Source organism: Dictyobacter alpinus (assembly GCF_003967575.1).
Lineage (GTDB): Bacteria > Chloroflexota > Ktedonobacteria > Ktedonobacterales > Ktedonobacteraceae > Dictyobacter > Dictyobacter alpinus.
The window spans coordinates 1739455-1764424 of the sequence record NZ_BIFT01000001.1 but is presented as its reverse complement, the minus strand read 5'-3'; the positions used below and the strand labels follow the sequence as shown (position 1 = coordinate 1764424).

Sequence of the window (24970 nt, the reverse complement as noted above, 5' to 3'; positions counted from 1 at the left end):
ATCTGCATCAGAGAAGTATGATTACAGGCAGATTTTGTGCGCGTAGCACAGCAGATAGGTAATTTGAGGAGGCTCCAATGAGCAACCAGCAGATACAGAAGGTAAAGGTAAAGCGCCTGGCACATGTTGGTATCTGGACGACAGATGTGCCTGCCGAGGCACGCTTCTACCACCAGGTTCTCGGGCTGGATGTGCGCTCAACAGCTGAGAGTGCGACAAACGATGATGAAGATGACATAGAGGATGCTAATGTCTTCCTGGGTCTGGGCGAGGAGTTCCACAACCTGGGATTTTTTAATGATAACCGACCAACGCCTACGAATGGCCGTCGCCCTGTGCAGAAGTCGCCTCTTCATCATCTTTCTTTTGAAGTTGATAGTGACGCTGAACTGGCCGCATTGGCCGCGCGCCTCAAGATGGCCGGCGTTGACCTGACTCTGGAGCCACGCGATGGCGACTCAGAACTGGGTGATACCCTCTGGTTGAGTGATCCAGAAGGGAATCGTATTGAAATTGCCGCCCGGGCGGATACGTTACTTACTTCGACCCATGGTCGGGGCGTGGCCTGGCGACCACAGGGGCTCCAACATATTTCTTTATATACCTCCCATCTGGAGTCGATGGTAGAGTTTTACACTGAAGCATTAGGCTTCGATATTTCGGATTGGCTGTTGCGTGAGCGCGCATGGCTACGCTGTAACCAAAATCATCATACATTGATGTTAATACAGGGTAAGCCGGGTATTGAGCATATCGGTTTTAGTGTTGCCGATGGCAATGAGCTATTGCGCTGGGCGGATCAACTAAGTCAGTTGCAGATCCCGCTGGTCTGGGGTCCGGGCCGTCATGGAGCCAGTGGAGACCTGTTTATCCGTTTCGTTGATACCGATGGTATTCATGTTGAGCTCTCGACAGGTATGCAGCAGTATTATGATCGTGATGTGACCACACCACCACGCCTCTGGCATACGCGCGCTACCGCCCTAAATGTCTGGGGTATCCTCCCATCCTGGATACGAGAAGAAGTTCAGTCCTAGCTGAGCTCAGAAGCACATCTATACAAAAAAGAGGCCGCCAGTAGCTGGCGACCTCTTTTTGTATGTGTGTTATTGCTGGCTACTTACAACGGGATTACGTAGCGTACCCAGACCTTCAATCTCGGACTCCATAATATCGCCGGGCCGTAAGAATTCGGGTGGGACGCGTGAGAAGCCAACGCCACTGGGTGTGCCGGTCGCGATGATATCCCCGGGCTCCAGGGTCATCCCCAATGAAAGTGTGGCAATCATCTCAGGAATTGAGAAGATCATTTGTTTGGTATTACTATCCTGTTTCACTGCGCCATTCACACGTAATTGCAGTGCCAGATTATGTGGATCTCTCACCTCATCGGCAGTCACTATCCAGGGACCCATCGGGCACGAGCCATCCAGGCTCTTGCCTTTAAAAAACTGCTTATGGCGAGATTGTAGATCGCGGGCCGTCACATCGTTCAAAACGGTATAGCCAAAGACATAATTCATGGCCTCATCTTCACGAATATTCTTACCCTTTTGTCCAATGATCACACCAAGCTCAACCTCCCAGTCAATCTCCTCAGAGACCGTAGGATCAATAATGATCTCTCCAAACGGACCATTAACTGTTGTTGGTGCCTTGGTAAACATGACTGGCTGCGTCGGAGCTTTGCCACCATGCTCGCGTAACGCGGCCGTCTCTTTAGCATGTTCGGTATAGTTAACAGCCAGGCACATAATATTTTTTTGCGGACGAGGAATTGGCGCAGCTAACGTTACCTCATGAAGCGCATAGCTCGCCTCGCTCAACTTACCCTGGCTGGCCGCTTCAGCCATATGCCGCAAACTCCCTTGTACCGTCGCAAACTCCGCAATAATCGCCTGTACAGAATCCGGCACCGACAGCTCCAGCAGCTTATTCGCTTGCAGAATATCCACAACCAACCCTTGCTCTACAAGTCCCGGTCGGACCATCGTATCCATCTGATTAGAAAAACTGACCAGTCTCACAAAAAATATCTCCTTTTAACGCGTGCTGCTACCCATCAGGTAGGAAAGGTATCATCCATTCTACAATATTCCGAAACGAGGAGTGACCTGGATGGGACAACGCGAGAAGCAGGCGTTGCGTACGTCGGGTGGCGTGAGAAGCGGACGTTTCATACGTGGAGTAGGCGCCACACGCGAGGCCGGCATGCGGCTTGGTAAACGGCGATACATGCATAAAAGCATGCATGCCTGTGGCGCCTACACGAATTACGTTGGGTGTTGCCTAATTAATTGGGAACGTTTAAGCATCGCCAAACGTTCCCAATTAATTAGGCTTGAAGAAAAATGATTCGTGTAGGCGCCACAGCACTGCGAGTCGTTCTTGCACGTTGGCTCACGTAAACTCAGCAGTGCGGCCTTGCGTGTGGCGCCCACTCCACGTACGAAACGCTGGCTGGTGCCACCACTCCACGTATGCTCGGCGTCGCATCCAATCCATCTCACGTCCTGCTACTTCATCCCTAACATGGTCATGATCAGGGACTTTGACGTCTCCTTGGCCCACGTGAAGGTACCCAATTATGATCATGGTTGGGTATGAAATATCGTTACATCGAGTTTGCTTTGACAGACTTGATCATTCAAGCTTATAATGGTGCGCGCATTCAAATATGGTGAATGGTTGATCTTGTAGTAGTTAGAACCCCTGGGTAGAGAAATAATGTTATATGAAGTGGCTTTCTAAGTATAGGTGGTGGAATCTAGCAGGCCTGATCATACTAGCCATGCTCTTACTTTGGCTTGATCGAGCATGCTATCAATTTACGTTGCCGGTAACTTTAGCCATGCGTAACCAATCTTTGCAGGTGCATGCGGGCAGCACTACTCTTGACCTTGGCAAAGTTGGCACCCCGCAATACCTCGTTTTTGCCGATCAGGATCCAGTTCTACATGAATATCAGATGGATGGAACCGATAGCACGAATAATTTCTCATTAGATAGCAACTATTTTCATCAACTTGCCACTTCTCCCTACTACCGTTTTCAGGCCTGGATGCGTGATCTGGCTGGCACCAGCATGTGGCGTGATCTACGCATAGAGCGTCCTCAGCAATCTCAGACAAGCTCTTATCCTTTAAAGCCTGGAGCATCAATTCCACTTCCAAGCGATCCATTATTTTATGTCCATGTGCAATTGCAACGTCCAGAGACGCCGCGCACACTGACACTGGTGATGAAGGATCATTCAAGTGTGCATATCACCTTGAATCGCAATGATCGCTTTATGAACGCCACCGGTAGTCCACTAGGCCTGTCCGACGAAAAAGAGATTGGACGGGCCTACTTTCCACAGGACCCTTTGCCCTTTGCGGCCATGGTACTTAGTTTTATCGTGCGTACCCTACTCTGGTCTCTTGTCCTGCTCATTCTGTGTATCGCCGGTGATATAGTGCTGGCCTTTCTTCGTAGAGCATTGGGTGGACGCCTGGATATCTTCAGGTTGCGTAGGAATGTGAATGGAGGGACCACAGTAGCCAATCGACCCCCCTTAAATGTGTTCAGGCGAGCATGGATGGCCCTGATCAATGCTGTGCACCCATTCGCGCTGATGTGTCTGTTGGGCTCTCTCTGCTTCGTCCTGTGGATTGCCAGAGTGCAATATCATGGTATGCCGCATATCTATGATGCCAATGCGTACTTCTTTGCCGCTAAAATCTATGCGCATGGTCAACTCGCCGCGCCGCTCCCTCCGGCCGCTACGTTGTTTCCTGGTCCCTTTATGCTGCAATTTGCTGGACAATGGTTTGCCCAATATCCGCTGGGAACGGCCCTGACGCTTACGCCTGGTATGTGGCTGGGACATCCCTGGGTGATTGAGCCGCTCTGTGGGACGCTGGCGCTGCTAGGAAGCGGATTCGTGCTGGCGCGTCTCTATAATCGTCAGATCGCGAGCCTGGCTGTAATACTTGGTACACTCTCACCTTTTTATAGCTATCTGGCCGCTAGCTATCTTAGCCATGCCATTGCGCTCTTCTATCTGGTCTGGGGCTGGTGGGCCTTGCTGCGTTTCTTGCAGGGAGGAGCGGCCTGGAATATCTGGTTAGCCAGCATCTGCTTTGGTCTGGCGGCCTTAACCCGCGACCTGGTGGGCATTCTATGGATAGTACTGGTTGCCGGCAGTAGTATCGTGCTCTGCTGGTCACAGGTGCGGTTATACTGGCGGCGCTGGTGGCGCGCCTTATTGATCGCATTGGGCCTTGCCCTCTGCTTCGTGGCCATCAGCCTGGGCTTCAACCTTCTGCTTACCCATAATATCTTTATCTCACCACGGACCCTGTTTTACGCGGCTGACACCTGGGGATTTGGTCCGGGGATCGGCTTTTATGGACAACATACGCTGGCCGCTGGTCTGGTTAATCTTGATGAGCTCTTAACCAGTCTCGCCATTGATCTCTATGGCTGGCCCTTCTATACCACATTGGCTTTTATCGCCATCCCCTTTATTACCCGGCAAGCCAGACTGATCGATTGGCTGCTGTTAGGATGTCTGGTTAGCATGGTTGGAGCCTATGTCGGCTACTTTTATCACGGCATCTATCTGGGACCACGTTACCTGTTTGAGACCTTACCATTTTTACTGTGCCTGACAGCCAGGGGTATCATAACGCTGGCGCTACTGGGGCAAAAACTGGGGGATAGGATTGCGCAGTGGCATACGTATAACTTCCCCAACCAGGTTACATCCTACTCATCGCGCTGGAGCCTGCCCACAGCCCTGCTGGTAGGCTGCCTGCTGGCTTGTAATCTCATTTACTACTTACCGCGTCAGACAGTCGTCTATAAAAATTATAGTGGCGCGCCCATAAGTTATCCGATCGATGTGAACACAATTTATCAGTCTAAACTGCACAATGCCATCGTGGTTACCAGTAATTCCTACCTGTACCAGATGGTCCTTTTTCCCCTCAATGATCCCGCAATGCACAGCGACGTGATCTATGCGCTGGCTGGTGATCCCACCCAATATGCGCAGCTACAAAAAGCCTTCCCTGGCCGAAAAATCTACCAGATCAATATTATTGATAATGGAGCTGTGCAGTATGAAGCCATCGATAATTGAGTTATGGATCTCCAGAATCCGGGTACTATAGAATTAATGATTGGCGCATGATCTCAATTGGTGCTGAACGGTTGGTCCAGAGCGTAAAGGCCAGGGCTCCCTGGTGCAGGAGCATAGAGAGTCCGTTAGCGGTCTCAAAGCCCATCAGACGTGCCTGACAGAGCAGGTAGGTCTGTGAAGGATTGTAGATCATATCGTAGATAAAGGTATCAGGATCAAAATGCGAGAGGATCTCAGGCGGTAATGGACTGATATCTTCGTGCAGGCCTACTGAGGTCGCATTAATAATGATCGACGAGGTACGCGGAATCAGAAAAGAAGGATCATTAAGGCTAAAGATCGGTCGATCATAGTATTGTAATAGATCGGAAGCCAGCATCTGGGCACGTTCCAGATGACGATTAAGAATGATTAATTGTTCAATGCCTGCCTCGACCAGAGCAAAAGCCGCCGCGCGGGCCGCGCCGCCGGCTCCTAGCAGGATGGCTGTATGACCTCTCAGAGAAACCTTGCGTTGCCTCATCTCGCCCAACCCATGTTCATGTAGCGCGTATAGGAGTCCCATCGCATCGGTATTATAGCCATACAGATAATCATCACGATGAACAATAGTATTAATCGCGCCGATACGAGCGGCAAGTGGATCAATCTTATCGATCAAAGGTAGGACTGCTTCTTTATGTGGGATTGTGACATTTGCCCCCAGGCAATTTGGCTCACAAAGCGAGCGTATCCGCTCCACCAGCTGTTTAGCGGGTGTGTGCCAGAGTTCATAATGCGCTGGGATACCCAGCGCATCAAAGGCGGGCTGTTGAAAACGTGGCGAGAAAGAATGCGCCACGGGATCACCTATCAACCCTACATGTAATTGTTGTACTGTTTGCACTAACGTCTGCTGATTCATAGACATCCATGCACCATTTTCTATATGTTGAAGGCGAGCTGCTCATCGCCTGATGGCTTCTGTTATAAATTATACCAGAAATAGTTCAATGCGCGTCTATAGTCAGGGACTATCATTCTCCCACCACATCTCTCCGCGTAAGAACTTGAGAAATTCCTAGCGGCTTTGCCTCGCGCCCTACTAAGATTATTTTGAGCATACAACATCTGTCTCTATGATAATATACATAAATGTGGTCGGATTTTGTAGATCTTACCAGATTTAAGCGCTTGCTAACACCAAAATGACTTCAAGTGCCCTCTCTGGATACGTGTTCTATTGTAAGAAGCTGCAGTTCAAGAGTAGTAGCGCGGAATAAAGAATTGGAGAATCAGGGATGCCAGTACAACCCAGACCCTCGGCGGCAGTGATGTTGCTGCGTGATACCCGGGCGAGCATGGAGATATTTATGGTCAGACGCTCGTCTAAAAGTGCATTTATGCCGGATGTCTATGTATTTCCTGGCGGGGCGGTGGCGGAAGAAGATCATCATATTGAACTTCAACCAGATCTTTGTCGGCCGATTGTTCCAACGGGGGCCGATCCCGAGGAGCGTACCAGGCTAGGAACTGGTTTGCGGGCGGCGGCGCTCCGCGAGCTGTTTGAAGAGGCCAATATCTTGCTTGCATATACCAATCAGCAGAGCATGTTAGCCATTGAGGAGAGCTCACTCGCGCGTTTTCAACTACATCGGCAGAACTTCCATGATCAGCAAGGATCGATGGAACAATTATTGCGGGTCGAGCAACTGCTGCTGGCCACTGATCAATTATATTACTTTTCGCATTGGATTACGCCCGAAGCGTCTCCCAGGCGCTATGACACCCATTTTTTTCTGGCTTCTGGTCCTACCAGCCAGGAGGCGGCTTATGATCAGATCGAAACCACCGATGGCATCTGGATTGGCGCTGGACAGGCCCTGGAGCGCTATGCGGCTGGCACGTTTGATCTGGCCTTTCCAACGATCTATCAATTGCGTGAACTGGCGGTCTTTACCTCGGTGGCGGAGGCACTAAGCGCGACTGAGCAGCGCTATGTGCAGACACACCGACCAGTAATTGTGAAAGAAGCAGGCGAGAGTCAGATTATTTTACCGGAAGAAACGAGCCAATCTTAATCGATACCCGGTTACAGGAGAGCAAAAATCATGCGCGAGCTGTTTACCACCATTCTAGCGCCCAATGCATCAATCATGACTGGCGATGGCACCAACACAATTGTATTAGGTGGTGGCATTGAGGGTGCAACCGTGATTGATCCAGGATCTGAGGATCAGGCACATTTAGAGGCGATTATCCGCGCTGGCGAGTCACGTGGCGGTATTCGCCGGGTGCTGATCACCCATGGACATCCTGATCACCAGGACGGTGCGGAGGCGCTGTGCAGAATGCTGAATGTCTATGTCTATGCTTTTAGTCGTATCGGTGCCCCATGCACGGATGAAGAGTTACGCGATGGCATGATCATTCCGGCTGGCAATGATACCTTGCGCACCCTCCACACGCCTGGCCATCGTTTCGACCATCTCTGCTTTTTGCTGGAGAAAGAGCGCATCTTATTCGCGGGCGATCTGTTAGCCGGTAGCGGTACGGTTGTTATTGCGCCGCCGGAAGGAGATATGCTGGATTATCTACGCTCGCTAGAACGCCTGCAATCACTCGACCTCAAAGAGATCGTCCCGGCACATGGACCGCGCATCACCGATCCACAGGAGCGCCTGGCTATGTATATTCAGCATCGCCTGCAACGCGAGCAACAGATCCTCGCCACCTTGTGCCTGCAACCGGCTGGCTGCAATCTGATGTTCATCGTGCAGCAGATCTATCGCGATGTTGATCCACAACTCCATCCAGTTGCCGCCCAATCAGTCACCGCCCATCTCCTCAAACTAGAGCGTGAAGGCCGTGTAAAGCATGACCATAACGACCATTGGCGCCCGCTCTCCTGAATCGTCTACCACAATACCAGCAAAGGGGAGAGGCCATTTCGATCGCCTCTCCCCTTTGCTATTTATATGCTCATTGCACTATCTATGCATTAGCGCCTGAAGAGCATGCCCAGGGCTGTTACCGCCGCTAAGCCGAGGCAGAACCAGCCAGGTATATCTAAATGGGTGGTGGTCAGATAGACACCACTTCCCATAGATGCCAGAAACATAAAGAAGAGTGAGGCACGACCACTTCCACCAGGGATTGAGACACTGGCGCCACCATTCCCATTGCGGCCTCGTCTGCCTCTGACCTGGGGGAGATTAGCCAGTTTGACCTCCATCTGCCCCGAGTCGATGCGCGTAATCAGACTTTCTACTGAACGCGGCAGACTTAGCAGGACTTTGCCGTTCTCTAACACCTGGGTCAATACTTCTTGTAATGTATCGCGCATCGAGTTCGCATCCAATCCCAGGAAGGCGCGAGCATAGGGGATCGCGACCTCAATAAAATTGAAGTCAGGTGCCAATCCGGTTGAGACGCCCAGCAATGTGCCGATCGCGCGACCGGTGAACGCAAACTGAGCTGGAATATGGAAAGGTTGGCCATAGAGGAGATTGATCATATCCTGTGCGATATCATCCATCTCTAATTCGCGCATCTGTGCCAGGGTCACACCATGATATTGTTCAAGTATCAAGGCGATAGCCTTCTCGATAGCCACTGGATTAGCCCCCTCACCGATAAAGCCCAGGCGGCTCAGCGCCTGAACCATTAAGTGAGCGTCACGCGTAATAAAGCCCAGAAAGATATCGCGTAGAGAGCGCTTCATACCTTTGGTAATCGAGCCAACCATACCAAAGTCCAGAAAGGCAATGACCGGCTCATCAGGTGAAGACCCGGCCTTCACAAAAATATTACCCGGATGAGGATCGGCATGAAAGAAACCAGCCTCAAAGAATTGGTAGAAGTAAGCATTCACGGTCCGGGTCGCGACCTGTAACCGATCAATCTTCGCCGCATCCAGGGCGGCATAATCATTTAACTTGATACCATCGATCCATTCGATGACCAGTACGCGGCGGGTGATATATTCCTCATAGACGGTAGGAATATAGATCGCGCGATCATCCTTGAACATCTCTTTAAAGCGTTTGGCATTAGCCGCCTCAGTCACAAAATCGACTTCCTCATAGACCGTACGCCGGAACTCGCGATAGAAACCCTTGAGATCAATAAAACTGGTATCTACGAATTTCGTAATCACCCAGATCACGAAACGTAGACTATTCAAATCCATCATCACCAACTGATCGATATTGGGGCGTTGAACCTTCACCGCCACCGTTTCGCCAGTTTTGGCCAGCACAGCTTTATGCACCTGTCCTAAAGAAGCCGCCGCCGCACATTGCGTTTCAATTTTGCTGAAGATCTCGCCTACTGGCTTCTTATATTCAGCCTCAATTGCACTCACTACATGCTCAAAGGACTCAGGTGGCACCTCATCCTGTAAGGATGTAAGCACTTTCAGCGCTCGTTCTGGCAGCAGATCGGCGCGTGTACTCATAAACTGACCCAGTTTAATCATCAACACACCCAGCTTAATCGCCGTCTGGCGGAAAGCCACCAGCACCTCGATTAAAACATCAGTATTAGGCTGGACCTCATAATTTCCGCGTTCACGTGCCTTCACCACACGCCGACGTTCGCGATAAATCACCCAGAGGGTCCAGAGCAGCAACCTTACCACCCTGAAGGAGCGAACCAGCTGTGAAAATCTATTGACACGGGGTATTTTTTTCTGCATGCATCAGCCTCTCAAAGCCTGTTTATTGTACTGTAGCAAGCAAAATGGAACGAAAACCAGTCCCATTTTACCGAATGTCTTTATCCCTTTACACATATACGCTTGAGTCATGGTCTGTGGTAGCGTTTCATTACCAGATTATGCGAAAGTGCTCCAATGTAATCACTCCTGCTGGCTGTTAACTTGCTTTTAATAGATTAATAACACTGATTATCTATACTCAAGTAATAAAGTGCACTATCCAACTGAAAGGCCTGCTCAAGATTGAGAGCAGGAAAGGTTTACCGTGACAACGTTACCTGATATTGTGCTACTTGTACTTGATACTCAACGCCTGGATCGTCTGTCATGTTATGGCTACAGACAGGAAACAACCCCTTATCTGGATAAGCTGGCGCAAGATGCTACGCTCTATCGACATGCATATGCCACCGCACAATGGACTGTTCCGTCACATGCTTCTATGTTTACCGGATTATATCCAGATCAGCATACGATGCTGCATGCATCCTCTCTATTGCCGGGACAATTACCTACATTGGCGGAACGGCTTGGACAGGCAGGCTACTTTACGGCTGCCTTTTGTAACAATCCTTTGATCGGGGTCGTCAATACTGGTTTGCAGCGGGGATTCCATAGTTTTCTGAACTACAGTGGTTTAATGACCTCGCGTCCCCATCAATCTGGTGATCAAAAACATCTGCTGGACCGCTATCGTCAACACTTTAAGCGTTTTCTGGCAAATGGTATTACCGGTTTACAGGATATTTTTGCCCATTCAGATCTCTTGTTGGATCTATCCTTTTCGCCACTGATGGCTCCACTCTGGCAGACGGCCCTTAGTTTCAAAGGCAATACGGCTAAATCCCTAAATGATGCGGCCAGCTTGCATATTGAGCGCAAAGGTATCGAGCAAGGGCAACCAGTTTTCAGCTTTATCAATCTCATGGGGGTGCATATGCCTTATCATGCCACCCCTCGATTTCGTGAACGCTTTGCGCCACGCGTACAGCAAGACAGACATACGCGTCAGGCTTTGCAACATTTTAATAGTGATGTGTTTGGATGGATGGCTCCCCTGACAAGCGCGTTGGACGCTAAAGATTATGCTTTGCTGAGCGCCATGTATGATGCTGAAGTTGCCTTTCAGGATGAGCTTGTTGGTACCTTCCTGGAGCAATTGCGGGCGAGTGGTGTGCTGGATCGTAGCCTGTTGATTATTTGCGCGGATCATGGCGAGCATCTCGGCGAAAAACAGTTGATGGGCCATAGTATTGCTGTCTACAATACCCTGGTCCATGTGCCTCTGCTTATTCGTGATCCTGCTGGAGCCTTTCCGCGTGGGACCACTAGCGAGCAAGTAGTTTCAACCAGACGCATCTTCCATACAGCGTTAACCGCGGCAGAACAGGCCTCAGACGCAGAGCAGGCTTACACCCTGGCCCAAAGTGTCAGTAGCGATCCTGATCAGCAACGCATTTTCGCCTCGGGTGTGACCCCGCAGAACTTACTAAATGTTATGCAACGTCGCCGCCCCGACCTGATTGAGGCCTACCATTGTGATCAACCTCGTCAGGCCGTCTGGCAGGGAAGATATAAATTGATCAAAACCGGTGAAGAGAAACTGGAACTCTATGATGTCTATGAAGATCCAGATGAATTGATTGATCTGTGTAGTATCCTGCCTGAGCAGGTCGAGGAGCTACAGGCCGCATTTGTCAGCGAGGATCGAAACCAATTCAAGCAACAGGTTTCAGCGGCTGCAAATCTACAAGATGATCCTGTTGTACGTCGTCGCCTGTATGATCTAGGATATTTAGAGTAAGAGGAGGATCGTCATTTTATGTATCCGCCAATTGATCCAATTTTGCTGCGACTAGGACCAATTACCATTCACTGGTATGGTCTGATTATGGTCACCGCTATTTTTCTGGCTACCTATGTTACCAGTCGTTACGTTGCCAGGCATGGAGAGGATCCAAATAACGTCTGGGATCTATTGCTCTGGGTGCTTATTCCCGCTTTTATTGGGGCGCGACTCTATTTTGTCTTTATCCAATCATCACGCGGTCCCAACGGGCTTGAACATTACCTGGCCAATCCAGGTGACATCCTGGCGATCTGGAAAGGTGGTATTCATATCTATGGCGCCCTGATCTTTGGTGGTCTGGCATTATTCATCTATCTTCGTGTCAAAAAACTTCCCCTCTGGATTTATCTGGATGGTGCTGGTCTGGGCTTGCTACTGGGACAGGCGATTGGTCGCCTGGGAAACTTTGTTAACCAGGAACTCTATGGTCCGCCCACAACGCTACCCTGGGGACTGCGTATCGACGCCAGCCATCGTCTGGCCCCATATGATGATCTCAATCGCTATCCCGATAGCACCCGCTTTCACCCTCTCTTCTTATACGAACTTTCCTGGGACAGCCTCGGCTTTGTGATACTCTTCTGGCTATCCAGGCGCTTCGAGAAACAATTACGTGCCGGTGATTTGTTTCTCATGTATCTGATCTGGGCTCCCCTGGGACGTTTCTTTATCGAATTCTTGCGTACCGATTCCTGGTTTTTTCCAGGCACACCTTTCAATGTATTGCATATCTTGACGGGCCTGATGGTTGTTGGAGCCACGGTCGCGCTGGTGGTTCGTTTGAGGCGTCGCTCTGGTATAACCAGTCAGCCACAAGTAGATGAAACTGACAACCCTGCGGTTCCTCAAATAGATGAAGCTGATAGTTCTGTTGCTCCTACTTCCTCAACGATTGCTACCCCTGAAATAGAAGGTTAAATATATGCCACATGCACCACGTTTGCTTATTATTGGTCTGGACTGTGCCGAGCCGTCGTTAATGTTTGAACACTGGTTGGCTGATCTGCCAACCATCTCACGTCTGATTGCGCAAGGAAGTTATGGGCGCCTGGAAAGTTGTGTTCCCGCCATCACAGTTCCGGCCTGGAGTTGTATGATGAGCGGTCGTGATCCAGGCGAACTGGGTATTTATGGCTTTCGCAATCGGGCTGATCGTAGCTATCAACGCATGGTGGTTGCCGATGGCCGCGCCGTCCGTGTTCCGCGTTTGTGGGATATTTTAGGTGAGGCAGGCTGGCAGGTAGCGACCCTGGGTGTGCCAGGAACCTATCCACCCTATCCAGTAAACGGAGCGCTGGTCTCTTGCTTCTTAACTCCTTCGACCGAGCTTGAATATACCTATCCTGCTGCACTGGCTGGCAAGATTGCAACCTGGGTTGACGACTATTTGTTGGATGTGCCGGATTTTCGTTCAGAGGATAAAGAGCGCATCTTACGCGACATCTACAAGATGTGCGACCAACACTTTACCGTTGCCGAGCAATTATTAGTCGAAAATGAACCAGATATGTTGATGATGGTGGATATGGGTGTCGATCGTATTCACCATGCCCTCTGGAAATATATGGATCCTCAGCATCCCCATTATACCGAGCATCCGCGCCTCAGTGATGCGATCCACGCCTACTATCAGCATGTAGATGGACGTATCGCCCAATTATTGCAGCACTGTAGCGAAGAGACTGCTGTACTAGTTGTTTCAGACCATGGTGCTCGTCCCTTAATGGGTGGTGTCCGCATTAATGAATGGTTGCAGCAACAGGGCTATCTCAGCTTGCGTCAGGTTCCTGAGTCCCCTATGCCGCTGGATCATAGCGCGATCGACTGGCAACAGACCCGGGCCTGGAGTGCAGGCGGCTATTATGGACGTATCTTTATGAACGTACGTGGACGAGAGCCCGCAGGTATTATATCGCCTGCAGCCTATGAACGTGAGCGTACCGCGCTGGCCGAACATTTGCGCTCCATGCTCGGTCCAGATCAACAACCATTAGGCAACCGTGTGTTTGTACCCCAGCAATTGTATCGCAACGTGCGTGGCATTGCTCCCGACCTGGTTGTTTACTTTGGTGATCTTGCCTGGCGCGCACTGGGAACCGTTGGTGGCGGTGAACTCTACTCTACCGAGAACGATACCGGACCCGACGACGCAAACCACGCCCAACACGGACTCTTTATCTTCCATGATCCTCAGCATCCCGATCACGGTCAGGAGATTACAAACGCCAGCATCTATGATATCCTACCCACTCTGCTCGCACGCTATGGCCTCCAACCGCCTGCCGGCCTGAGCGGAAAAACATTGCCACTCGCCGCCCTGTCCAGACCAGTGTAATTTAGCTCCTCTCCTTCAGTTTGATTAAAAAGAATAATCATAATATGATGTAGAGATAATGTTCTCAGTGTTCGATACATTTATACTAGAGTAGGAGCAACATTTTGTTTACCTGTCAACGCGGAGAGGCCATTGATCTGGGTAACGGCTATGGCCTGATGCTATTCAATGAACACCAATCACTCCCATCCCCTAAGTCTCGCTCTTTTGAGTTTCCTGGCGATCAACTCCATTTTGCCCCTGATCGGCCTGCTGACGTGCAGCATGTAAAATTAGATGTCACGTTGGACTTTGATCAGGAGACCATTAGCGGTACCGTATATACAACCTTCCTGGCACTGTATGAAGAGGTACGCAGCATTTCGCTGGATGCAGAGGAATTGCAAATCGAGAAAGTTGCCCTCGAAAATGGTACCCGATTGGAATATTCCACCACTGAGCGCAAACTCATAGTGGTCCTGGATCGACCCTATAAGCATGGTGAGCAGTTTACGGTCGCCGTGACCTACCATGCGAAGCCACGCATTGGTCTGCATTTCATGAAGCCAGCACCCGAGGATCCGGAGCGACCGGTGCATGCATGGACCTTTGGTGAAACTCGCTATAACAGCCACTGGTTGCCCTGTCATGATGATCTCAATGATCAGGCGACCACTGAGATTATCGTTACGGTGCCCGCCCAGTTTATAACTATTTCTAATGGTAACCTGCTCGACGTTAAAGATAATGGGGCCACCAAAACACACCACTGGCGGCACGATGTTCCGCATGCGGCTTATCTTATCTCATTAGTCGTTGGCGACTTTGCTGTGATCGAAGACTCTTACAACGGCAAGCCCGTGAACTACTATGTGCGTAAGGACCGCGCGGAAGATGCCACCCTGCTCATGGGCAAAACTCCCGCTATGCTACGCTTCTTTGGCGAGTACACCGGAGTAGAGTATCCATATGATAAATATGCCCAGACGGTAGTAGAAATCTATACTGGCGCAATGGAGCATACTACCGCTACTACACACAGTTTTTCACTATTGCCTGATAAACGTGCCGCATTGGACATGGATCTGGTTCCTGTGGTGGCACACGAACTGGCGCACCAGTGGTTTGGCGATTTGCTTACCTGCCGAGACTTATCGCATGGCTGGCTGAAAGAAGGTTTTGCCACCTACTTTGAGCAGTTGTGGGGTGAGTACGACCGTGGCAATGATGAGTTTAAATACTCGATGCTCCAGGAGAAACTGGGTTATCTGGATGAGGATAGCCGCTATCGTCGTCCGATTGTCTATTATGTCTATCATGATCGTGGCTTTGAGCTCTTTGACCGCCACCTCTATAATAAGGGCGCCTGGGTGCTGCATATGCTGCGTCACCAGTTGGGCGAGCAGAGCTTCCGCCGTGGTATGCAGGCCTATCTAGAAAAGTATCGCGCCAAAGCAGTGGTGACTGGTGATCTGTTACGCACCCTTGAAGAGGTAACCGGGCGTAGCCTGGAGCGCTTCTTCCAGCAGTGGGTCTATGGCGGTGGACATCCAGAATTAGAGGTAGGGTATAGTTGGGATGCCGAGCGTAAAATGGCGAAGGTGAAGGTCAAGCAGACCCAGAAAGTGGATGAGTTAACCGCTTGCTTCTATACCCCTCTGGATATCGCCTTTACCCTGCCTGCTTCAGAGAAAGAGGCGGCAAAAGCACAGGTCAAGCAGACAAGTACCGTTACTATGCAGGTACAACTGGGTGAAGATGGACAGGCCGAGCAGAGCTTTTACCTGCCGCTGGAGCGTGAACCAGTACTGGTGCGCATTGATCCAGATGGCTGGTTGCTTAAAACGCTGAAATTTGAGCGTTCCAATAGTATGTTGCGTTATCAACTGGCCCATGATCCAGATGTGCTGGGTCGGGTTGAGGCAGCCCAAGAGCTCGGTAAACAGAAGGATGATAGCAGCCTGGATGCATTGATTTCCGCGCTGAACAACGATCCTTTCTGGGGCGTCCAGATCGCAGCCGTTAAGGCTTTGAGGGCGATCAGGAACGAGAAGGCCCAGTCCGCCCTGATCAAGGCACTGGCAGACCTTGATCCCAATAAATCCTCGAAGGTACGTGCGGCAGTGGCCCAGTCCCTGGGACAATATCAAGTTCCGGCCCAGGCAGAACTGGCGCAACGCTCTGCTGAAGCTCTGCGAACGCTCCTGAGTCAGGGAGATGTTAGCTATCTGGTGGAAGCCAACGCCGCTGAAGCGCTGGGCCATACCCGGACAGAAGGTAGTGTAGACTTCTTGATTAGCCGTCTTGACCAACCCAGTTGGACCAACTTTGTCCAGCGTGGTATCTTCCGTGGTCTGGGCTTTACTGGTGAGGATCGTGTGATTGATTTGATGGCTGAATATGCGCGTAATCCAGAGAGCCATCCAACCCTGCGCCGAGCCGCACTGATTGGCCTGTCGGTAGTTGGTCAGCAACATACCCTTTACAGCGAGGCCGCTCAGCAGCGTGCAGTTACCGCCTTGCTCAATACTGTTGAGCATGATACATGGGGACCATGCCGGGCCGTCGCCTCAACGGCACTGGCTGCCTTTGGGGACAAGCGGGCCATTTCTACGTTACGGAACGTGGCCGAAACCGAACTGGATTCAGGGGTTCAGCGTAACCTCCTGGTATCCGTCCAGACCCTCAGTAGCGGTGACAAGGATCAAGAGCAGCTCAAACAGCTACGCAGTGACCTCGATGAGATTCGCGAGGAGAATCGTAAATTGCGCGAGCAATTAGGCGCACTGGAAGCCAGATTCAAATAAGGATCTGTCTCCCTGATATGACATCTGCAAAAGGCAGCGGCCAATCTACATATAGAGAGGCCGCTGCCTTTTTGCTAAGCTTTTTGATCGAAGATGGCTTTTTCTGTGAGCAGCCAGGAAAGATCGGTGCCCGGTGTATATTCTTGTGGATCAGTATGGCGTCTAAAGAGCCTGGCATTTGCCAGTCCATCCAGGTGGAGTTGTGTGCCGCGTTTACGTAACCAGGAGCCTTCGCGCAATCCCAGGACCGGCACATTATTCTCATCCAAAAACTCGCGGATGCGCTCCTCACGCGTCTCACCCATATGCGTTGAGGCAGGCAATGGATCTTGATAGTGTGGATTGATCTGGAAAGGAATCAGGTTGAATGACGCGAAAGAGTTGGGTTGGACGATGGGCATATCGTTTGTCGTGCGCATCGTAGGACAGGCCATATTGGTGCCGGCACTTGAACCCATATAGCGTAATTCTCCCCTGGACACGCGTTCCCTGACCGGAGCCAGCATGTCCAACTGTTCGAGTGTTTTTAGCAGGCGGAAACTATTACCGCCACCTACAAATAACACTTCAGCAGCCTGTAGCGTCTGCTGGAGATCAGTGACCGTATGCAGTCCGATCACAGTTACCCCAAACGGTTTAAGGGCCGTTTTGATCGTCTGTGTATAACCATCATAATCCGAACCAGCATAGGGCGCGAAATACAAGGTGTGACGGCCAGCGAGAAAATCGCTGAGTGCATCGCGAGCATGCTCAAACATAGCCATGCCATGCGTTTGTGAATTACTGAGTAATAAAAGATTATCTTCCATCGCTTTTTTTCCTTTTCATAGTAGTATCTATCCGTTATTGTAAATGATCTGGCGAGGTAGCGTAAATATTTCGAGATTGTAATCGCTACCCCCTTGACAAAAACGCCACCGTCATGGCATAATACACGAGCCGTAGGGAAAGCAAGTACAGATACGTGTATAGCCCCTATGAAACAGCATAAGGCGCATTCGTCTAGCGGTTTAGGACATCGCCCTCTCAAGGCGGAGATCACGGGTTCGAATCCCGTATGCGCTACCAACAAAAAAGGGTGGAGTCGCTTCAGTAGCGGCTCCACCCTTTTTTAATACGTATTTTCAGGGCCGAATAACATCACAGATCAATGGCTGGACCTGTACTGGAGTCTCGCTCCACTGATAGCAAGCTAACAAAGCCGATTGGATCTGTTGCGCCTCTTCCGGATTGCGGGCATGAATCTCAATCAGGGGATCACCCGCGTTCACATGGTCTCCAATTTTAGCTTTGAGCAACAGGCCGGTACGGTGATCGACTGGCTCACCTTTTTTGAAGCGGCCCGCTCCCAGACTCATACTGGCCAGACCAATCCCCTCGGCATTGATCGCCGCAATATAGCCAGTCTGTGTTGCAGGCAGCATCACGCGAATAGGTGCGCTGGGTAACAGGTCTGGATTTTCAATTTGCCGGGCATCGCCACCCTGGGCGGCAATGACTTCCGCCAGCTTTTTAACGGCTGCTCCCGATTGGATTGCATTGGCAACCAGTTGATCCGCTTCCGCCAGATCGGCAGCCTTGCCCGTCATCACTAACAGTTCGGCCGCCTCATGATAGCAGAGTTCAGAGACATCAGCAGGACCCTGGCCATGTAAAATATCAATCGCCTCACGTAGCTCAATCGCATTCCCCACGGCATATCCCAATGGTTGTTCCATCGACGTAATCGCCGCCACCGTATGCAGGTTCCCGGCGCGCCCAATCTCAACCATGGCCTGTGCCAGTTCACGTGCCTGTTCGATCGTTTTCATAAACGCGCCCGAGCCAAATTTCACATCGAGCAGCAGATGCGAAGCACCGATCGCCAGCTTTTTGCTCATGATACTCGAAGCGATCAGCGGAATACTCTCGATCGTGCCAGTCACATCGCGTAAAGCATAGAGTTTGCCATCGGCAGGCGCCAGATCGCTGGATTGTCCCGCCAGCACGATCTGATGCTCCTGCAAGATACGCATAAAATCAGCGCGTGAAAGTTCCACATGAAAGCCAGTTACAGATTCCAGTTTATCAACCGTCCCGCCGGTATGACCCAGTCCACGGCCCGTCATCTTGCCGACTGCAACGCCGCAGGCAGCTACCAGCGGAGCCACCGCCAGCGTCACTTTATCCCCAACGCCACCGGTACTATGCTTATCAACCACCGGCGACACCAGCGTATTCACCCGTAACTGCTCACCCGAATTAACCATAGCCAGGGTAAGATCACTCGTCTCGCGAGCATCCATGCCGCGTAAATAGATCGCCATCAACAGCGAAGCCATCTGATAATCGGGAATCGTTCCCTGCGTATATTGCGCGATCAGCCAGCGAATCTCATCTGTACTGAAAGTCCCCCCATCCCTCTTCTTGGTGATAAGTTCAACTGTTTGCATATGCCATTATTCCAATATTTCTGCCAGCTACTCAGATAACACGATGCGCAGCGCCTCCATTGAATAGCCATTATCGGTCTCAATCTGAAAGCGTTGCTGGTTCTGGCTCCCCAGGCGCACGTTACGATCGAAAATGAGTTGTCCATTGGTGTACTCATAAACGTTGCGTTCTTGATTATACACACCCTGTATAACAATTGTCTCAAATTTCTTATCGTCATGTTCGCTGAAAGCCTTCACCAGGGTTGCCACCTGTTGCCACTGGACACAATGGCTGAAAAGAATCCTGATGATCTTCTTCTGACCATAACCATCATCGACACTTAACACCTTATAATCCAACGCCCCCTCGGCTAACTTTTTGAGTTGAGCCAGAGTATGTACCGGGAATGGGACCGGTGGTTCTGGCGCAGGGGGGAGTGATTTTTCTACGGGCCAGCCGTTTTCCTGGATCACCTTTGTCGCCCGCCTGGGCGGTGCGGGCTGCCGTATTGGTGGGTAAGCCTGCACAGGAGGATAATCCTGGACTGGGGGATAGGCAGGTGCCGGTGGATAATATTCTGATCCGTTTGCCTGTTGAGGAGGACGAGGTGTCACGGTCGGACGTTCTGGCTGGCGAGCCTGCACCGGCGGATAAACTGATCTTTGTGGTTGAGGTTGAGGCTGCGGTTGCGATGTGGATGGTGCAAAGGTCCGCGTGGGATTTGGTGGATACACGGCTCGTTGTTGGCCGGGGCGCGCAACATTTTGTTGCTGTGGGGCAAAATTGCGGCCACAACGTATACAATAGCTGCTATTATCTGGATTTAATCCACCACAATAGGGACAGCGCATGGTTTTTCTCCAGTCCTGGTATATATCAAACAGAAATTATAGTCGATAGACCCTGTAATAATAAGACGAAATTTCACATAGTTATATCCAATGTCATCAGCGTAAACCATGATAATAAAACACTTTTTGCTGTATTATAGCACATTGCTAATATGACTTATCGCGGTAACTATTCAAGACTGGTCGGTCGATGCCTGCGGCATTGACAAAGTTTGTTGTGTCGTTGTGGAAAAATGTCGGCAGTGCCGACATTTTTCCACAACGACACAACAAACTTTGCTCTGCGAAGTAGAGCAGAAACATTTGCTCTGCGAAGTAGAGCAGGGGCATTTTAGCTTGCAAGGGTCCTGAATAGTCATCTCATAGCAACAAAAGCGCCTGAGCTTCTCAGGCGCTTTTTTGTGGTTAATTTATCCTTGTTTGATGATGGCTTCTATGAGTTGGGCGTTGGAAGGCGTCTTCTCAAAAAGTTGGATAACTTGTTCAGAGGCATCACGGCGTGGTATGTCAGCCATGCGTCGGCGTACAATCGACATGGCATTCAGTTCCGTGGATGAAAGCAGGCGCTCTTCCTGGCGCGTGCTGGACACGGTAATATCTATGGCGGGAAAGATACGGCGATCAGCCATTTCACGTGATAGGCGGATCTCTAAATTGCCCGTACTCTTAAATTCCTCATAAACTACTTCATCCAGGCGACTGCCCGTTTCAACCAGGCAACTGGCCACAATGGTCAGGCTGCCACCCTCTTCAAGCGCGCGGGCCGAACCAAAGACACGGCGGCCAATCTCAAGGGCGTGGGCATCGATACCACCGGAGAGCGTCCGGCTATTGTGACCACCGCCACCACGCTGGTTACGTGGCATCTGCCACATATCGCTATTCAGATTATGCGCACGTGCCAGACGCGTCAAAGAGTCAAGTAAAATAACTACATCACGCCCCTGCGCTGCTTCGCGGCGGGCATCTTGTAGTGCCTGTTCTACGATACGGCCATGGCGGGAAGATTGTTGATCAAAACTGGAGGCATAGAGTCGCACCTGCGTCCCGCGTACCTCCACGCGCCAATCAGTCACCTCCTCTGGTCGTTCATCAACCAGGCAAAGATAGAGGCGAGCCTCTGGAAAATTCTGAAGCGTGGCTGCTGCGATCTCGCGAAGAATCGTCGTTTTTCCGGCCTGGGGAGGAGCAACAATCAGTGCACGCTGTCCGAAGCCGAGCGGCACCAGAAGATCAATCATGCGTGGCGCTATCGGTTGTTTCCCAGTTTCTAAAGTAATACGACGATTAGGGTGGATCGGAGTTAGCTTCTCAAAGGGAGTATGTGTAGATGCCACTCGTCATGGATCTCCTATCAACTACTAGGGGGATACTTCAAGTATACTGTACCACACACGTCAAATTTGTGATGCATCCGAATCAATGGGTTGGGATGGTCGTTCATACGTCTGAAGCGCTGTTGAGGGTGTGGAATAAGCCATCATATGCTCTTTAGCAGCGTTCAGATTGCCTGATGCATGTTTTGTGTCAGGCGATTTTCGGACCAGAAAACTAGAGACAAAGTGCCGAAGTTGCTCATAGAACTTCTTGCGGGTTCCGGTATTGTGAATAATACACACCCTCTTCTTACTAATACCATATTGCGCCAGTAATTGATAGATAAGGTGCTCATTGTTTTCTTGTTGATAATACCCACGGATCATCTCTTCAGAAATGAAGTGGTCATCACGGTTGCTAGGATGATAGGATCGTTCGTAGACACGAGTAACGCAGGTATCCAGATCGGCTTCAAAGAAGATAAAGTAGGCATCCTGTAAAAAGGCAGGCTGAAATTGTTGGAGGGCCTGTATATAGTCGTTACGCGCAAACTCTATGAGCAGCAATTTATGTGCCTGGGTCGCATATTTTTTGGCTTCGTGCTCGATGGCATGTAATGCTACATCCAATACCGAAAAATCGAGGACATCAAAGCCGCCGCAGCCTGAGGGTTTAAATTTGCGATGATTGATATCAGCCTTAAACTGCGCCAGCAAGAAAGGATAGTCGTTAATATGCATAGCCGTCCAGCCGTATCTTTTGGTCAAGAGATGGATGTACCGAGCCGCCGTTGACTTACCGGACCCGGGCCGTCCTAATAAAAAAATAGTAATTGCCATAAGGATCTATTCTCCCATCTGCAATACCACCTCTTACGTTGAACTAACAATAAATAATGCCAGCTATATATAGATGTGCGTTGTTGTAAGCGAAGGATGGAAGAGGCGTTGGTACTGTTAATATACACGTAACGCGTACATATCATGGGAGGTAACTGTAAATAGGATAGATAAGAGTTATTGGGATGGAAGCAAAATATATCCTTGATAGAAAATGAAAGCCGCAAAACTTACAGAAGAGGTTACTTTGTTTTTTGTGGTGACCAGCGAATGAAGTTGCGTTGCTCATAATCCCAACTCACGACCACGTTGCCACCTTCAATTTGTCCCTTGACCAGTGCTACATCCAGGGCTGACGTAATAATCGACCGTATCTCGGCTATCGCGAATTCAGGTGTATGCTCATTGAGAATTTCATCTAATTTGGGATACGAATATGAGGTAATCCCCAGCCGAACGGTGATGCCATTTAATTCGATCAGGCTTTCCGGACGTGACTGCTGATCGGAGAAGACACGCAGAGCATCCAATTTATACGGGCCCATGACACCGACGCGCAGGCGTTCAGCATGTTCCCGTGTCTGCTCCAGCGAAGTATTTTTCAACACGATAAAGAAGCGATCGGCGTAAATATGATAAAGCTGGCATTCTGGATATTCCTTGAAGAAGGTCCTGATCTGCTCCTGAATACGCAAGCCAACTTCCCGCGTCAGATTGCGTGCCAGGCGTTCGCCATATTTATTCACCAGGCTGCTATATTTATCGATATCCAGTGCGATAAAAGAGACCACCTTATCCTGTACTTTTTCTTTTTTGCCCTTTGCCAGGCGATTGGTTTGCAGCGTGTCGAGTAACGTCTCAATATCCATATTGAAATCAGTTTCCGAAGCAAAACCCTCAAAGAGAGTATCAATCACGGAAGGCTTCTTAATTAAGCTACTCAAGTGGCTGATTGACTGCCGGCGAATCCAATATGTCTTGAGGAGCTCTTCAGCCATGCGACAAATGATACGCAGGAGGCGTTGATCATCGATGGTAAAAGCATCACGCAAATGGGATGCGACATAGAGGACGCCCAGTGGAATGCCATCTTCACCTGAAACAGGCATCGCAATTGAGGAGCGCAGCGGTATATCCAGATCGCGTAGCACCGCCTGGGTATCTGAAGCTGGAATATTGGGTTCATAAATAGTATTGCGACTATGCAGAGCACGAATATAGGGATAACTCATCTGCTTATCTAATGCGGAAAAGCTCACCTTGCTGGTATAGGTCGCATCCTGATTTTGCGCGCGAATGGTCAGATTGCTCATATTCGTGGGGTAGGAAGCAATGTCCCGTGGCAACAAGAGCCAGCAGAAACGCCAGCGTGCCTGGCCGGTATCGGTCGTTCCGCCCAGGTGGATAACCATATCTGCCAGTCCATTTAAAATAGCATCATCATAATTCATGCTATTATAGAGATCCGTGGCAGAATTAATAATATCGCGTGCCCCTATGCCCAGACACGTACGGGACCGTTCCACATTTTCATAGACAGGTTGTAGTAAGCGGTGGATCGTCTCGACGGCATCGCTATTTAGCGTTAGCGGGCTCGTCTCGCGTTGCAAAATGATGAATGTGTTATCCCGACTCTGAGTGGACGCTAAGCTGCTAGAGCGCATCTCCTGAAGCCGCTCAATACGAAAATCAGAGGCATATTGAAACCAGGGACGCAACGTCAGCAACGTATGTGATGAGCCATTCTGGCTCAGCCATCCGACCAGTGACTCCCCCAGTAGCTCCAGATCTTCAACACGATGGACCGCATCGACATTCACCTCAGCAGAAAGCGGCAGGATAAGTCCCGCCATCGTATTAGGAATATCTCCTGTGATCAGCTTAAGGGCCAGGCGTAGCGCGCGCGGCGCGAAAAAGCTCCAGAAGATCTCATCCTTGCCCTGCGCAATGCGCTGGTTAATAGCAGGTTCATTGGCAGGATCAGCAACGTCTTTTAGCGTCTGTTTTGCTGACGCATCGAGTTCGTGAAGGGAGCGAATGGTCAACCAGAGTTTATCGATATCAGCTGGAATATCACTGGCAGAATAACCAGCATCGATAAGTTCGCGGATAATGGCCAGTTTATCTAATTCGGTGGGAGTATACAGGCGACGGCCCTTGGGACCACCGGGGCGGAGAGGATTCAGGAAGCCATATTCTTCCCAGTCGCGTAACTTGTTTTCGGTAATACCAAATAATTCGGCGGCCCGACTGATCGTTACCGTCGCTTCATCACGCCCTTTATGGATATTTTGCAAGATGCGTTTTTGTACATCCGCTTTTTGCAAGTGTTCTTGTATTGATTGCTTAATTCGCACATCCATCTTTGCCTCGCTGAAAAAGTGGAGAAAAACTCAGGGCTGATGCAACACAAGCTTAATGGTACCACAATTGTATCAGTTTGTACACCTATTTTAGACCAGATATATGAGGTTTTTTGTTGAATAATATAGAAAATCATGAATACAATAAGTTTTTCTCAGGATATATAGTGGTTTATGAATAAAGTTGATGTAATGGTAAGGAAACTTGAGAAAAGTAATCTTTTGATCGAGATAAGTTATAACTTTCTTGCAGGCTATTGACAAAAAACTTCTTGTCAGGTACCATATACATTAAATATAGCAATTTTCTTCTTGATTGTAAACATTCTTCAGAATAATCTTCTATGAATTAAGAAATTTACTACAGTCACTGTTGGACAGTTGATTG

The 24970-nt window shown here is 50.0% G+C and carries 17 protein-coding genes and 1 tRNA gene; 9 read left to right on the top strand and 9 right to left on the bottom strand.

Annotated features, from left to right (window positions below):
* The first annotated feature begins 77 nt into the window (after positions 1–77).
* Positions 78–1037 (top strand): VOC family protein, encoded by a 960-nt coding sequence (locus EL633_RS06950; RefSeq protein ID WP_126626486.1) that lies wholly within the window; start codon positions 78–80, stop codon positions 1035–1037.
* 69 nt (positions 1038–1106) lie between these two features.
* Here EL633_RS06950 and EL633_RS06945 read toward each other — a convergent pair whose 3' ends face one another.
* Positions 1107–2027, bottom strand: a complete 921-nt coding sequence (locus tag EL633_RS06945; protein WP_246039095.1) for a fumarylacetoacetate hydrolase family protein — start codon at positions 2025–2027, stop codon at positions 1107–1109.
* Positions 2028–2734: 707 nt separating this feature from the next.
* Between EL633_RS06945 and EL633_RS06940 the strand changes: the two genes are divergently transcribed.
* On the top strand, positions 2735–5128 hold the full coding sequence (locus EL633_RS06940; RefSeq protein WP_126626485.1) for an ArnT family glycosyltransferase: 2394 nt from the start codon (positions 2735–2737) through the stop codon (positions 5126–5128).
* Positions 5129–5153: 25 nt separating this feature from the next.
* On the opposite strand, the gene aroE is transcribed toward EL633_RS06940, so the two are convergent.
* Positions 5154–6032 carry a shikimate dehydrogenase gene (gene aroE / locus EL633_RS06935; RefSeq protein WP_126626484.1) on the bottom strand — a complete coding sequence of 293 codons (879 nt, stop codon included), beginning with the start codon at positions 6030–6032 and terminating at the stop codon, positions 5154–5156.
* Positions 6033–6408: 376 nt separating this feature from the next.
* Here aroE and EL633_RS06930 point away from each other — a divergent pair, with 376 nt between their 5' ends.
* Both EL633_RS06930 and EL633_RS06925 read left to right on the top strand, forming a co-directional pair.
* Positions 6409–7188 carry an NUDIX hydrolase gene (locus tag EL633_RS06930; protein ID WP_126626483.1) on the top strand — a complete coding sequence of 260 codons (780 nt, stop codon included), beginning with the start codon at positions 6409–6411 and terminating at the stop codon, positions 7186–7188.
* A gap of 30 nt (positions 7189–7218) precedes the next feature.
* On the top strand, positions 7219–8019 hold the full coding sequence (locus tag EL633_RS06925; RefSeq protein WP_126626482.1) for an MBL fold metallo-hydrolase: 801 nt from the start codon (positions 7219–7221) through the stop codon (positions 8017–8019).
* 89 nt (positions 8020–8108) lie between these two features.
* Here EL633_RS06925 and EL633_RS06920 read toward each other — a convergent pair whose 3' ends face one another.
* Complete coding sequence (locus EL633_RS06920; RefSeq protein ID WP_126626481.1) at positions 8109–9806, bottom strand: ABC1 kinase family protein; 1698 nt, start codon at positions 9804–9806, stop codon at positions 8109–8111.
* A 286-nt stretch (positions 9807–10092) separates the two neighbouring features.
* Between EL633_RS06920 and EL633_RS06915 the strand changes: the two genes are divergently transcribed.
* The 4 genes from EL633_RS06915 (at position 10093) to EL633_RS06900 (ending at position 16797) form a co-directional block, all read left to right on the top strand.
* Complete coding sequence (locus EL633_RS06915; RefSeq protein WP_126626480.1) at positions 10093–11631, top strand: sulfatase; 1539 nt, start codon at positions 10093–10095, stop codon at positions 11629–11631.
* An 18-nt stretch (positions 11632–11649) separates the two neighbouring features.
* Positions 11650–12594, top strand: a complete 945-nt coding sequence (lgt, locus tag EL633_RS06910; protein ID WP_126626479.1) for a prolipoprotein diacylglyceryl transferase — start codon at positions 11650–11652, stop codon at positions 12592–12594.
* Positions 12595–12598: 4 nt separating this feature from the next.
* Entirely contained in the window at positions 12599–14011 is a 1413-nt protein-coding gene (locus EL633_RS06905) for an alkaline phosphatase family protein (RefSeq protein WP_126626478.1), read from the top strand.
* Between the two features lie 104 nt (positions 14012–14115).
* A complete protein-coding gene (locus tag EL633_RS06900) occupies positions 14116–16797 on the top strand; it encodes a M1 family metallopeptidase (RefSeq protein WP_126626477.1) in 2682 nt (893 codons plus the stop codon).
* A gap of 74 nt (positions 16798–16871) precedes the next feature.
* Here the strand turns inward: EL633_RS06900 and pepE are convergent, their stop codons facing one another.
* Positions 16872–17606 carry a dipeptidase PepE gene (gene pepE / locus EL633_RS06895; RefSeq protein WP_126626476.1) on the bottom strand — a complete coding sequence of 245 codons (735 nt, stop codon included), beginning with the start codon at positions 17604–17606 and terminating at the stop codon, positions 16872–16874.
* A 182-nt stretch (positions 17607–17788) separates the two neighbouring features.
* Here pepE and EL633_RS06890 point away from each other — a divergent pair.
* A tRNA-Glu gene (locus EL633_RS06890) sits at positions 17789–17865 on the top strand.
* 56 nt (positions 17866–17921) lie between these two features.
* Here EL633_RS06890 and EL633_RS06885 read toward each other — a convergent pair.
* The 5 genes from EL633_RS06885 to EL633_RS06865 form a co-directional block, all read right to left on the bottom strand.
* Positions 17922–19229, bottom strand: coding sequence for a thymidine phosphorylase (locus tag EL633_RS06885; protein WP_126626475.1), 1308 nt, complete (start codon positions 19227–19229; stop codon positions 17922–17924).
* A gap of 27 nt (positions 19230–19256) precedes the next feature.
* Positions 19257–20063, bottom strand: coding sequence for a hypothetical protein (locus EL633_RS06880; protein ID WP_126626474.1), 807 nt, complete (start codon positions 20061–20063; stop codon positions 19257–19259).
* A 410-nt stretch (positions 20064–20473) separates the two neighbouring features.
* Positions 20474–21400, bottom strand: coding sequence for a transcription termination factor Rho (gene rho, locus EL633_RS06875; RefSeq protein WP_126626473.1), 927 nt, complete (start codon positions 21398–21400; stop codon positions 20474–20476).
* Positions 21401–21460: 60 nt separating this feature from the next.
* The gene (locus EL633_RS06870; RefSeq protein WP_126626472.1) at positions 21461–22219 is read right to left on the bottom strand and encodes an NACHT domain-containing protein; all 759 of its coding nucleotides are present in this window, start codon (positions 22217–22219) and stop codon (positions 21461–21463) included.
* Positions 22220–22461: 242 nt separating this feature from the next.
* Positions 22462–24576: a MerR family transcriptional regulator gene (locus tag EL633_RS06865; protein ID WP_161982004.1), complete on the bottom strand. Its 2115-nt coding sequence runs from the start codon at positions 24574–24576 to the stop codon at positions 22462–22464.
* Positions 24577–24970 lie beyond the last annotated feature (394 nt).